Raw genomic sequence first — 13,835 nt, 5'->3', positions numbered from 1 at the left:
GCGGGAATGACGGGGATTTTTCTGAGTTGCTGATCTTTACTAGCCAAAGCCTGACATAACGTGATTTTGAACAGATAGGCCTCCAAATTTATGAATCGTAACAAAATTGCATTGTTGTTTCTGGGTTTGCTTTTACTGAAAAGCAGTGTTTTTGCCCAAATAAAAAAAGACGCGTTTGCCGTAACCGATGACGGTTACCGCCTTTGGCTGAAATATGACCCGATCGCGGATGTCGGGGTCAAAAAGGAGTATCAAAAATTTACTCAATTTATTGCAGCACCGTCGGCAAATCCGGTGGTAAAAAGTGCTACTGACGAGGTACAGCAAGGATTATCGGGTCTACTTGGCAAAGTGGTACCGGTGGTTTTATCGGCCAAAGGCCAATCCGGCGGTATTGTATTAACCTTAGTAACCGATAAAAGTCAGGATTTTGCCAACAAGGAAGGGTATAGCATTGAAACCGTTCAGGGAAACATTCGTGTCAGTTCGGAGAGCGAAGTGGGATTATTGTATGGCAGTTTTGCATTGCTGCGACATATGCAAACCCTCCAATCGCTTAGTGCCATCACATTAAGAAGCAGTCCCAAAGTACGGTACCGGATGCTGAACCATTGGGATAATCATGACGGGACCATTGAGCGCGGCTACGCGGGTTCGTCGCTTTGGAAATGGTACGAACTGCCGGAGAGGATTGATCCGCGGTACCGGGACTATGCGCGTGCGAACGCGTCGTTGGGGATCAATGGCTCGGTGCTCAACAATGTAAATGCAAGCGCACGGTTTATGTCTGCCGAGTACATTGAAAAGGTGGCCGCGATCGCCAATGTATTTCGTCCGTATGGCATTAAGGTATATCTGTCGGTTTATTTTGCTGCACCCAAAACATTGGGCGGCCTGGGTACATCCGACCCGTTGAATCCCCAGGTACAGGCTTGGTGGGCGGCTAAGGTGAAGGAAATCTATCAATACATTCCTGATTTTGGTGGGTTTTTGGTTAAGGCTAATTCCGAAGGCGAGCCCGGCCCGCAGGACTATGGCCGTACGCATGCCGACGGGGCGAACATGCTCGCAGCCGCATTTAAGCCGTACGACGGCGTGGTGATCTGGCGGGCGTTTGTTTACAAATCCGATCCAAAAGGAGATCGTTTTAAGGCTGCTTATGAGGAATTTACACCATTGGATGGCCAGTTCGATGAAAAAGTGATCGTTCAGGTCAAAAACGGCCCCATTGATTTCCAGCCCCGCGAGCCATTTTCACCACTGTTTGGCAATATGCCCAAAACACCACTGGGTATGGAATTTCAGCTGACGCAGGAATATCTGGGATTTGCCACGCACGCCGTGTACGAAGCCCCGATCTTCAAGGAATGTCTTGACGCTGATACTTATGTGAATGGGAAAGGATCTACGGTCGCCCGGATTGTGGACGGTACTTTGCACGGATATGCAAGAACGGCGATGGCAGGAGTTGCCAATACCGGGTCAGTGCGGAACTGGACGGGCCATCCGCTGGCGCAGGCGAACTGGTACGCTTTCGGGAGGCTGACCTGGGACCACCAGCTATCTTCCGAACAAATCGCCCGTGAATGGGTAGCATTGACTTTAACCAAAGACAAAAAAGCGAATACGCAAATCGTGAACATGATGCTCCATTCCAGGGACATTTATGTTGATTATAACACGCCGCTCGGACTTTCGCGACCGTGGACGGGTGTACATTTTGCACCTGAGCCTTGGCAAAACCGCAGTTCCCGCCCCGACTGGACGGCCGTTTATTACCACAAAGCCGATTCCGTAGGCCTGGGCTTCGACAGGACTGCCAATGGAAGCAATGCGCTGGCACAATACCGGCCCGAAGTTCAGCGGCAATGGAGTAACCCGGATAGCTGCCCATTGCCTTACCTGCTTTGGTTTCATCATGTATCATGGGATAAAAAATTGAGCACCGGGCAAACATTGTGGCACGAAGTATGCAGCAGGCTATACGCCGGGGCAGATTCTGTTCTGTGGATGCAGCAGCAGTGGGATCAGGTGAAGGCGCATATAAACCCCGAAACTTTTGCTGACGTAGAGGCAAGGCTCCGGACTCAGCACAAAGAGGCGATCTGGTGGCGAAATGCCTGGGTGCTTTATCTGCAAAGCTTTGCCAGACAGCCCATTCCACCTAAATTTAAAAAACCTGAACAAACTTTGGAACAGGTGATTAAGTCGGTAGATGTGTATTTGTTGAGGTAGTTTCAAGCTCGTGGGCTGATCTTTCCAATTCCGCGATCGTTCTGGAAAGGGTTTGTTTCTCAGCTTTGGATTTGGTCAGGTTCACCGCCTGCTGATAATGAAAAATCGCTTTTCGATGATCTATTTCGGTATATAAGTAACCCAATAATGAATGGTAGTAGCTGTTGTCGGCGAGATGTAGTTTTTCGGCTTCTTCCAGACCGGCGGCGTTTCCGTAAACTTTGGCGAATGCGAAGGTGCGGTTTAATGCAGTCATCGGAGAATATTCGCTTACAATCAGTTGGTTATACAAGTGGAGAATCTGCGACCATTTCACCGACTCTTCGGAGGTAGTATGCCAATAGGCAATTCCAGCCTCCAAATGGTATTTTGAAATTTCATCGCCTGAGCACGCATTGATCAAATAATAATGTCCCCTGTCGATCAATTCCTGATCCCAACGGCTTCTATCCTGCTGTTCAAACAGGACGGTATCCCCGTCATCATCCAAGCGTGCGTGGAAACGGGAGCTCTGGTAGCACATTAAAGCCAGCAATGCCTTTGCGGGAAGCATGTTACTCAGGTTGCTTTCGGCCAGAATGACGGCCAACCGCATTGCTTCCGAGCAAAGGTCTTTTCGGATCAAATGATTGCCGGATTTGGAAAAATAACCTTCATTGAAAAGCAGGTACAAGGTTCTCAAAACAGTATCCAACCGGGCTGCAGTGGCAGATTCTTCCAATTGGCTGATCTCAAAATAGTCATTGCGCAATGCGGCGCGAGCACGTAACAACCGTTTTTTAATGGTTTCCGTTTTGGTAAGGAACGCATTCGCGATTTCTTCAACAGTGAAGCCACACAGGATTTGCAGAGCGAGGCAAATCTGAGATTCTTCCGAAATAGCGGGGCTGCAAACGGCAAATAGCATCGAAAGCTGGCTGTCGGCAATCGCCTCATTTGTAAATTCGAAGTCAGGCTCCGGCTGAAACGTTTCCTGATCAATGGCATTTTTAACCCGGTTTTCAAAAATGGAAGCTCTTTTCAGGTAATCCTTTGTCTTGTTTTTGGCGACTGTATAAAGCCAGGCAGAGGGATTTTCGGGAAGTCCCTGATCATTCCAGGTTTCGGTGGCCTTCAAGAATGTCTCACTGACGATATCTTCTGCAATTTCAAGCTGTTTCAACCCAAAATGACGGCATAGTACCGCCGTCATTTTGGTATACTCCAACCGGAACAATTGGTGTAGAACTTGATTCAGCTGTTCATCAGGTCGGGTCATCGAAATTACTTACGTTGTACGATTTCTCTCACTTCGATGTTGCCACCCATTTTAAAAATAGGATTGGCTTTCGCCAATTCCACTGCCTCGTCAATGGTGTCGGTCTTTACGATGACATAACCACTGATAAATTCCTTAATCTCCGTATAAGGCCCGTCGGTCACGACATTCTCCGCTCGTACTGTTTTGGCGCTTTCGTTGGACAAGGTATTGCCTTTGTCCGCCAATTTATTCTGCGCGGCGATACTGGCAAGCCAATTCATTCTCTCCTGAATCTGCTCAGGCGTTGTTTTGAGCTCCATTTGATTGCTGAGCCTAAAAATTAATGCGAATTCTTTCATGATTTTCAATATTGATTTACCCCATAACGATCAGGGAACTTCAATGGGGACAGCCCAGCCGCGCAAGTATTTTCTGTCCCCGTTTTTCAATATCAGTCGTCATCTGATCAAACTAAAATTAGGAGAAAGATGAACACTGACAATTTGTTTCGACCATTTAATTTAAAATCACTGCATACGAAAAACCGCTTCGTGATGTCGCCCATGACCCGCGCATGCTCGCCCGGTGGGATACCTGCCGGTAATGTCGCGGATTATTATCGTAAACGGGCGGAGGGAGAAGTGGGACTTATCATTACCGAAGGAACGGTCATTGACCGGCCGTCTTCGAAAAATGATCCTGGTGTACCGCACTTTTACGGGCACGATGCGCTTGCAGGCTGGCAAAATGTGCTGGATGGCGTTCACAGCGCAGGCGGACAAATGGCCCCGCAGCTGTGGCATGTAGGTATACAGGAAAATCACGCTTCTGGCTGGCTTCCCGGCGTCCCGTTTGAAGGCCCGTCGGGGATCGGCAATGGAAAGGTAATGAGCGATGCCGACATTGCGAATACGATTCAGGCTTTTGGGCAGGCTGCATTAAACTCATTCCGTATGGGTTTTGACTGCGTGGAGGTACAGGGTGCGCACGGGTACCTTTTAGACCAGTTTTTTCGGCCGGATACCAATCTGAGAAATGACTTTTTTGGAGGTAAAACGATAGGCGAGCGCACCAGATTTGCGGTGGAAGTTGTCAGGGAAATTCGCAGGCAGGTAGGGCAACATTTCACATTAATGATGCGGATTTCTCAATGGCGGTTTTCAGATTACAATAGTCAGCTTGCCAGCACGCCGAAAGAAATGGAGGATTGGCTGTTACCCTTGGCAGATGCAGGGGTTGACATTTTTCATTGCTCGACGAGGTATTTTTGGAAACCAGAATTTGCTGGTTCTGACCTTAATTTTGCGGGCTGGGCTAAAAAGATAACGGGTAAAGCCACGATCATGGTAGGTTCCGTTGGATTGGAAAAGGACATTACGAGCCTTTATCGTGGCGAGAATTCTGGCGCAGCTTCTTTGGATGAACTTGTAAGAAGAATGGACAATGATGAATTCGATCTGGTAGCAGTCGGTCGATGTCTTTTGGCTGATCCGCATTGGGTTCAAAAGGTAAAGCAAGGCCGTCTGGCAGAGTTACGGGGTTTTACGAAGGATGCATTGTACAGCTTAAACTAACTGGCAATGATCGACCTGGTTTAACGGCTTTTGTATTGGAATAATAGTGATTTGTCGCCTGAGAAACGATGTCTGTCGATGCGGCTTTAATACCGTGAACGGCGGCTCTAACTTAGGCGATAAATCATTCATTATTAGCCAGAAAAAGTGAAAATAAAGCGACTATTTTGGGCAGTACTGGCCTTTGCGGGCTGCTCGGACCCTGATCCCGACATTGCGAACAAGTTTGTCGGAACATACATTCACGAGGAGCAAACTCCGAACGAGTCAGTACTTACCCAATGGAAAATCTGGAAGGCCGGATATAAGGACCGGATAAGGATCGAGATAAATATTAAGACCGATTTTGCCGATCCGGGAAGACAGGACGCGATCGAAAGCCTGTCCGTCGATTCAGTGCTCGTGGACTCGGATTATACATTATTTTTCAAGAATCGCTACGTCGGCGGAGAGGTGGGCCGCAAGATTTATGGACAGGCCGTGTTATCCGGCCAGGAGTTGACGGCAGATATCACGATAGTCAGCCAGAACGGACATTCCGATAGCCAGAGGTTAAGGTTTGCGAAGACGAAATAGGGTCTGGGGGCAGTAAAACTATTAGATAAATGTATCAACACCAGTTTTTATTTCAGGTGATGTCCTTTATCTTGCCCATTCATTCCCCAATCCCAAACCATGAAACCTACCTTCAAAGCAACCATATTATTTTTGTCCTTGCTGACTTCCAGCCAGTTATTCGCACAATCAAAGTCTGCGGCTGAGGAGGCTAATGGCAAGCAGTTCATAATCGACTCGGAGATTCCGTGGCAGGATCTGGGCGGCGGGCTGAAACGTAAGATCATGTCTTACGACGAAACGATGATGATGGTGAAAATCGTGTTCGAAAAAGGGGGCATAGGTACGCCGCACAAGCATGTTCACACCCAGATGAGCTACGTGGAAAGCGGTATGTTTGAGGTTACAATCGGCGATAAAAAGCAAATTCTTAAAAAAGGGGATGGCTACTACATCCCGTCCAATGTTATGCACGGAGCCGTGTGTAAGGAGGCCGGCGTGCTGATCGACATGTTTACACCCATGCGGGAGGATTTTGTAAAATAGAAACTAGTATCTATCATTCTTTTTCCTCGATTTTTGGCCATGATCTTTAATTATTTCAAAATTGCCTGGCGCAACTTATTGAAAAGCAAATTCTACTCCCTGATCAATGGTGCCGGGCTAACCCTCGGGCTGGGCGTCGGGATACTGATTTTGTTATGGGTGCAGGATGAGCTCAGCTTCGATCGTTTTCACAAGCATGCCGATGACATTTACAAGCTTGAAAACCGGGTAGGGACGGGTTCAAGCAAGCAGATATGGACCACGACCGTGGCACCCATTGCCATGCTGGGAAAAAAGGAATTGCCGGAAATTAAAGACGGAGTGAGGTTGTGTTACAATGAATCTTACATTCTGTTCAGGTATAAGGACAAGGTTTTCAATGAGGAAAACTCACAATTTGCCGATCCTGGCCTGTTTTCAGTATTTGATTTCGGATTGGTACAAGGCGATGCGAGAAAACCATTTACTGACGATAATTCAGTGGTACTGACTGAAACCACGGCTAAAAAATACTTTGGAAACGAGGACCCGATCGGAAAGATTCTTGTGGTAAATGACCAGATGAACTTCAGGGTAAGCGGCGTGGTGAAGGATTTCCCAAAGAACTCAACCATTCAAGGCGACCTGTTTCTGCCGATCAGCAAGTTGTTCAACGACATGTATAGCAGACGGCAGGACGGCCGGAACCGGGACAATGATTTTCATCAGTTTAATTACAATACCTACCTGCTGCTACAACCCGGGCAAAATATTTCCGGACTAGCCGACAAGCTCAGGAACATTCATTTGCGCAACAAACCGGACGATACCGACCTTACTTACCTGTTGCAGCCGCTGGTTAGCAAGCATCTTTATAAAGCCGATGGATCGGACGGAGGCATTGAAACCGTCAGGATGTTTATCATCATTGCATTGCTGATTTTGGGCATTGCCTGCATTAATTATGTCAATTTGTCCACGGCGCGTTCCATGTTGCGGTCGAAGGAAGTAAGCATGCGCAAGATCGTCGGGGCGGCACGGAAGCAGCTTTTTACACAATTTATCATTGAAACTGCCCTTGTTTTTGGCATGGCGTCCGCAGTGGCTGTCATTTTGATTTATTCTTTTTTACCACTTTATAATCAGTTGTCAGGAAAGCAGTTGGTTTTTGATTTTGCCAATTTTCAGATCTGGAAAGTGATCGGGCTAACACTTTTGGGGACATTGGCGGTGTCCAGCATTTATCCGGCGTTGCTATTATCCTCTTTTGATCCTTTGAAAGCATTTAAAGGAAAAACAGCAACGGGAATCAGCGACGCGGCATTACGGAAAGTACTTGTGGTAACGCAGTTCGCTGTTTCGGTTATTCTGATCATCGGCACATTCGTCATCAGCACGCAGCTGAAATACATTCGTTCCAAAGCGCTTGGTTACGACAAAACACATGTTCTGTCATTCGGAATGCGTAATATGAACAGCCACTTTGAGGCAGTGAAAGCAGATTTGCTTAATCAGCCGGGCGTTATCGGGGTTACCCGTGCCAGTTCCAACATTGTCAGGATTGGAGGGCAAACCGGTAGCAATGAATGGGATGGAAAAGAAGTCGGCGAAACAATGATGTCGCGACCGATGGCGATTGAGAAAGATTTTTTATCATTTTTCAAAATGCAGTTGGTTGAAGGAAAGGGCTTTACGGGTTCCGTGTCCGATTCCTCGCATTTTATACTGAATGAAACGGCTGTAAAAGCGACCCGTTTGAAGGACCCGATTGGCAAACGTTTCAAACTCTGGGATAAGGAAGGGACGATCATTGGCGTGGTTAAGGATTTTCATACCACCTCCATGAGGCAAAAAATTGACCCATCCGTTTTCTATTACGACGCGGGGGACGCGAACAGGATCTATATTAAAACAACAGGTAATGACGCGGAAAAGGCGATTGCAGCCGCCGAACGTTCCTGGAAGCGGTACAATGGCGATTTCGCATTCACCTATGGTTTCCTGGACGATGCATTCAACGACATGTATAAATCCGAGCAGCAGAGTGGGTTTCTCTTCAATTTGTTTGCGGGAATCGCCATTGTCATATCTTGTTTGGGATTATTCGGCCTGGCGGCGTACACGGCGCAAGTCCGCACCCGTGAAATAGGTGTGCGTAAAGTTCTGGGTTCCAGTGTTACCGGCATTGTCAGGCTGCTCGCCAGTGACTTTATCCGGCTCATCGTCATCGCCATCGTGATCGCGGTGCCCATTGCCTGGTATAGTATGAATATCTGGTTGCAGGACTTTGCCTACAAGATCCATATTTCCTGGTGGATGTTTGTGGCTGCCGGAGGTCTGGCGTTGGCCGTAGCTATGCTGACGATCAGTTTTCAGAGCATCAAGGCTGCATTGATGAACCCGGTAAAAAGCCTTCGCAGCGAATAATCTCACGAATGCGCCGGGAGGCTTCGCAGGCATTTGCTGATGCAATTATCGAGCTCGATCGCTATTGAACCGGCAAATGACGTAAATTACGCTCTGGAAATAAAAAGTTTTAGAGTGAGATCACAAGCATTCATCAAGCCGGGGAAATTTTACCTTTTGATATTTTGCTTCCTGATGGTATGCGAGGCGGCGGTAGCGCAGATCAGGGTGGAAGTAGTACGTGTTGCCCCATTTATTACTGCCAATACCCGCATATTTTTAGCCTGTGATTGCAATCACTGGGAGCCGGGAGGGCTTAGCTACGAGCTCATCCGACAAGAAAACGGTGTCTATTTTATCAATCTTCCCGACTCGTTGACCCAGTTCAAATACAAGTTTACACAAGGTAGCTGGGGGCTTGTAGAAGGTAATGCCGACCGGACCAGCAGGCCTGACCGTAGTTACAACAAGAGTTCAGCGGCTAATCCCAAGGTCGTCCGGGACACGATCCAGGGTTGGGAAGCTAAACCTACTTACCGTTTTGTAGTCAACAAGCTTCCTGCCAATACGCCCAAAGATGCCGTGCTGTACATTACCGGCAATTTCAACAACTGGAATCCTTCTGACGAAAGTTACCGACTGCAAAAGCAAGCCGATAATACATTCAGAATAGCAGTTGTTTCGGATCTTGAACAGTTCGAATACAAGTTTACAAGAGGCGACTGGCAAAATGTGGAAGGGCAGGAAAATGGTAAAGCGCGGCCCAATCGCGTTCTTTTTAGAAGTACCGTCAATAAGATCGACAACATACCCGTTGAAATCATCAGCTGGGAAGACCTGTCCGGCACATTCAATTTTTTCTCCCTTTATGACTTGCTGCTGCTATTTTCGGCATTTCAATGTCTGCTGCTCATTGTAGCCATTCCGAGCATCCAGGACTACAACAGAAAGGCCAACCTGTGGCTTGTGATATCCATTGCTTTTATCGCGGTAATGGTGGGGATCAGGGTGGTAAGCGACTATAGGGATGTGGCGCAGACATATACCAAATTGCTCCTTATACCGGACTTTGCCGCGTTCCTTTACGCACCGCTGTTCTTCTTCTATATTCGGAAACTGCTCTTCAAAACCCCTACATTCCCTGATAAATGGTGGCTTCACTTTCTGCTTCCATTAGGACAACTGCTGGCATACATGCCGTTTTTCCTGTCTGAGAAGAAGGTGCTGCAACTGAAAATCGTGAACCATTCACCTGATCTGCAAACTCTGTACATCATCACGGGCATCATTGCCCTCGGGACGAATACCTGGTATTGGTTTCAATGCAGGAAAATGATTTTCACCTACAAGCGCCAGTACACTACGCTCGCTTCCGACGAACAAAACCTGCAATACTTGTCTACTGTACTGGTCATCCAGGCCATATGTCTGGTATTCTGGCTCTTTTCGGGCGTTTTGTCCGCAGCCGGCCAGATTTTTCCTTTCGAGACTGGCTACATTACCAGCAGAAGTGTTGATTTTATCTGGTTTGTTTTTTCGCTGATCCCTTATTTTCTGGGCTACTTTGCCATTCATCAGCCCGAGATTTTCAAGATCGCAAATGACCAGATCGTCCCGTTTTTTAATACAGAAGAAACGGTACCCTCTGAAACCAACGGGTTGACAGTACCGGAAAGTGAAAAGGCGCCCGATATCTCCGACCAGCATTTGCAGGAATGGAAAGAGAAGATCGGTACTTACATGCAAAAGAGCAAGCCACATCACAACCCCGGGCTGACGCTCGGTAACCTTGCCGCCAAACTGAAAATCTCTCCGCATTTGCTTTCAAAAGTGATCAATGAAGCGTATGAAAAGAACTTCTTCGACTTTGTGAACTCCTACCGGATCGAGGATTTTAAAGAACGTTTTGAAGACCCGAAGAACAAACATTTCACGATGCTCGCCATTGCTTTTGAGGTAGGTTTTAATTCCAAAACTGCTTTCAACAGGGCCTTCAAAAAGATGACCGGGAGTACCCCGAGGGAGTACTTTTTTGAGTCCAGATTAGAGGATTAATTTTCTGCTTTCCTATAATTTTCAATAAAAATGAGGTGCCACATTATAAAGTGGACACCTTTTTTTTTGTCCAAATATTTATGAATCAAATACTTATATTCTGCTGCCGATAATCATAAAAATTCTGGCTGGATTTATAAAGTGGCGCGACAAGGGGTTATTTGACTGGTACTTTTGCAAGAACATTTTTAATAAAAGTGTGAAGCAAAATGATACCTGACCAAATTTTAATCTAAAAGTTCGCAAAGTAATGTTAGAAATCTACAAACTTCCCGGCAGGAAATTCTGGTCTGCCGGTTGGACAAAACCGAAGATTGCATGGGTGCTGATGCTGGTATTGACGGGGCAGATCGCTATCGCTCAAAGCCAGGTCACGGGGACTGTGAAAGACGGAAGCGACGGTTCACTCATACCGGGTGTGACGGTGCTGGTAAAAGGGAGCGGGAATGGAACGCAGACTGGCATGGATGGTCGCTTTACATTGAATGGCGTTTCTCCGGAATCAGTTCTGGTATTCAGTTTTGTGGGTATGCTCACGCAGGAAATTCAGGTGGGCAATCAAACCAATCTGGATGTGAAACTGGCAAGCGATTCCAAAGTGTTGCAGGAAGTGGTAGTAGTCGGTTACGGAACTCAAAAGCGGCAGGACCTTACCGGTGCGATCACTTCCATCAGCTCCCAGGACTTTGTAAAGGGTAACGTCGTGACGCCCGATCAGCTGATCGCCGGAAAGCTTGCCGGTGTGCAGATCACTTCCAATGGTGGGGCGCCGGGCTCAGGCAGCCGCATCCGTATCCGTGGCGGGTCTTCATTGAGCGCGAACAACGATCCTCTTATTGTAGTAGATGGTATTCCGCTGGATAACAGCGACATCAAAGGTGCGGCGAATGCGCTGAGCTTCATCAATCCCAACGATATCGAATCATTCAATGTACTGAAGGATGCTTCGGCGGCAGCAATATATGGCTCCCGCGCAGCCAATGGTGTCATCATCATTACTACCAAAAAGGGAAACAAAAAGGATAAGCTTCGGGTTAATTTTGGCACATTGTTTTCTGCCAGCACCATCGCGAAAAAGGTGGACGTGCTGTCGCCGGAGGAGTTCAAAACAGCCGTGGGAACCTATGGTACCGATGCGCAAAAGCAACTTCTGGGAACTTCCAGTACCGACTGGCAGGATCAGATCTACCGCACTGCATACAGCACAGGCAACAATCTCAGCCTAACGGGTGCCCTGAAAAGCATTCCTTACCGGGTTTCAGTGGAGTATACCAAACAAAACGGGGTGCTGAAAACCTCCGATATGTCGCGTACTTCCGGTTCGCTGGGCCTTACGCCCATGTTGTTCAAAGACCATTTGAAGATTGATATCAATGTAAAAGCATCGTCGACCAAGAGCAATTTTGCAGACGAAGGTGCGATTGGCAGTGCGATCGGTTTTGATCCTACGCAGCCTGTTCGCACCGAAAACGAAAAATTCGGCGGCTATTTTCAATGGCTTAACCCGCAAGGGAATATTGAGTCACAAGCTCCTTCCAATCCGCTGGCTTTGCTCGATCTGAAAGGTAATGAAGCGGTTCTTAAACGGGTTATCGCCAATGTGCAGTTCGACTACAAATTCCATTTTCTGCCCGATCTCCGTGCTAACTGGAACATTGGAGTAGACCAATCCGATACGGATGGGGACGAATATGCTTCGCCGCTCGTGTCAGCCAGCTCGTTTACCAACAACGGTTCGACAGGCTACTATACCCAGTCCCGCAAGAATTTCACCAACCAGTTTTACCTCAATTATGTGAAACAGGTAGGGATTCAAAGCATTAATGTAATGGCCGGTGTTGAAAATCAGGGTTTTGTAAGAGAAAATAAAAATGGGACGACCTACGGAGCCCCGGACGTTCCTGCCATTAAATCTTATTTCAAAACTGATTATGCATTGCTGTCTTACTTCGGTAGGGTCAATTATGTGCTCAATGACAAGTACCTGGCGACAGTAACGGTACGCCGTGACGGTTCTTCGCGTTTTGCCAAACAGAATCGCTGGGGAACATTCCCGTCGGTGGCGCTGGCCTGGAAAATCAACAAAGAGTTTGTCAGGGACGATATTTTCTCAGATCTGAAACTACGTGCAGGCTGGGGGATCACCGGGCAGCAGGACCTTTCGACAGGTGATTATCCTTACCTGAACGCATACACTCCCGGCCAGGGTATCAAGTACCAGCTGGGCAACACATTTGTAAGCGTGCTCCGCCCCAATGCCTACGATCCTGACATTAAATGGGAGCAGACGGCGTCGAGCAACATCGGTCTTGATTTCGGGTTGAGCAAAGCGCGGATATCGGGTAGTATCGATTTTTACCTCAAAAAAACGACCGATCTGATCAATGAAATTGACGTTGCGGCTGGTTCTAATTTTAGCAATAAAGTGACAACCAATGTCGGAAGCCTTGAAAACAAAGGTGTAGAGGTGGTTTTGAACTATACCCCGGTGTCAACCGAATTCCTGACCTGGGATGTCAGCGCCAATTTTACCTACAATAAAAGAAAGATCACAGCCCTTACCAAAGTCAATAACCCAACTTATGTGGGTGTTTTGGTAGAAAGTGTGGAAGGTGGAACCGGTAACTACGGACAAGTGCATTCAACTGGTTTTGAACCTAATGCATTCTTCGTCTACAAGCAGGTTTACAACGAAAACGGCACGCCGGTAGAAGGTGCCTTTGAAGATCTGAACGGCGATGGCGTGATCACCGAGCTGGACCGTTATCGCTACCAGGCTGCCGCTCCGAACTATTTTCTGGGTTTCAGCTCTCAGCTTGCCTACAAAAAAGCGAGCATTGGTTTTGTGATGCGGTCGAACGTGGGCAACTATGCTTACAATAATGTGTATTCCAATCGCGGGACTTACCAGAATCTGACGGGTACCGGTAATTATATCAACAATCTCTCAGCCAATGTGCTGGAAACCGGTTTTAAATCCCGTACAGACCAGTCCATTCTGTCCGATTACTATGTTCAGAACGCCTCTTTCCTTCGTATGGATAACATTAACCTGGGTTATAATCTGGATAACCTCTTTAAAAACAAGAAGATAAGAGCGCAATTGAGCCTGGTAGCACAAAACGTGTTTGTCATTACCAAATACAAAGGCCTTGATCCGGAGATCGCAACAGGTATCGACAAGCAGGTGTATCCGCGTCCGCGCACCTATTCATTGGGGCTGAACTTAAACTTCTAAATCAGAA

9 protein-coding genes are annotated in these 13,835 nt (G+C 47.3%); 7 read left to right on the top strand and 2 right to left on the bottom strand.

What is annotated here, in order from left to right; all coding sequences use genetic code 11:
* The first annotated feature begins 90 nt into the window (after positions 1-90).
* On the top strand, positions 91-2,235 hold the full coding sequence (locus ON006_RS12410) for an alpha-glucuronidase family glycosyl hydrolase (RefSeq protein WP_244820106.1): 2,145 nt from the start codon (positions 91-93) through the stop codon (positions 2,233-2,235).
* On the opposite strand, the gene ON006_RS12405 is transcribed toward ON006_RS12410, so the two are convergent.
* Both ON006_RS12405 and ON006_RS12400 read right to left on the bottom strand, forming a co-directional pair.
* Complete coding sequence (locus tag ON006_RS12405) at positions 2,204-3,493, bottom strand: RNA polymerase sigma factor (RefSeq protein ID WP_244820105.1); 1,290 nt, start codon at positions 3,491-3,493, stop codon at positions 2,204-2,206. The two genes, ON006_RS12410 and ON006_RS12405, sit on opposite strands and share 32 nt — an antisense overlap.
* A 5-nt stretch (positions 3,494-3,498) precedes the next feature.
* On the bottom strand, positions 3,499-3,834 hold the full coding sequence (locus tag ON006_RS12400; RefSeq protein ID WP_244820104.1) for a YciI family protein: 336 nt from the start codon (positions 3,832-3,834) through the stop codon (positions 3,499-3,501).
* A 129-nt stretch (positions 3,835-3,963) separates the two neighbouring features.
* Here ON006_RS12400 and ON006_RS12395 point away from each other — a divergent pair, with 129 nt between their 5' ends.
* From ON006_RS12395 to ON006_RS12370, 6 genes are all read left to right on the top strand, one after another.
* Positions 3,964-5,049, top strand: coding sequence for an NADH:flavin oxidoreductase (locus tag ON006_RS12395; RefSeq protein WP_244820103.1), 1,086 nt, complete (start codon positions 3,964-3,966; stop codon positions 5,047-5,049).
* 147 nt (positions 5,050-5,196) lie between these two features.
* Positions 5,197-5,625: a hypothetical protein gene (locus ON006_RS12390; protein WP_244820102.1), complete on the top strand. Its 429-nt coding sequence runs from the start codon at positions 5,197-5,199 to the stop codon at positions 5,623-5,625.
* 99 nt (positions 5,626-5,724) lie between these two features.
* Positions 5,725-6,150 (top strand): cupin domain-containing protein, encoded by a 426-nt coding sequence (locus tag ON006_RS32155; protein ID WP_310590191.1) that lies wholly within the window; start codon positions 5,725-5,727, stop codon positions 6,148-6,150.
* 39 nt (positions 6,151-6,189) lie between these two features.
* The gene (locus ON006_RS12380) at positions 6,190-8,556 is read left to right on the top strand and encodes an ABC transporter permease (RefSeq protein ID WP_244820101.1); all 2,367 of its coding nucleotides are present in this window, start codon (positions 6,190-6,192) and stop codon (positions 8,554-8,556) included.
* 114 nt (positions 8,557-8,670) lie between these two features.
* Positions 8,671-10,590, top strand: a complete 1,920-nt coding sequence (locus ON006_RS12375) for a helix-turn-helix domain-containing protein (RefSeq protein WP_244820100.1) — start codon at positions 8,671-8,673, stop codon at positions 10,588-10,590.
* 250 nt (positions 10,591-10,840) lie between these two features.
* Positions 10,841-13,828, top strand: coding sequence for a SusC/RagA family TonB-linked outer membrane protein (locus ON006_RS12370; protein ID WP_244820099.1), 2,988 nt, complete (start codon positions 10,841-10,843; stop codon positions 13,826-13,828).
* The last annotated feature ends 7 nt before the right edge of the window (positions 13,829-13,835 follow it).

Source organism: Dyadobacter pollutisoli (genome assembly GCF_026625565.1).
Taxonomy (GTDB): domain Bacteria; phylum Bacteroidota; class Bacteroidia; order Cytophagales; family Spirosomataceae; genus Dyadobacter; species Dyadobacter pollutisoli.
This window is presented reverse-complemented; position numbering and strand designations above follow the sequence as displayed.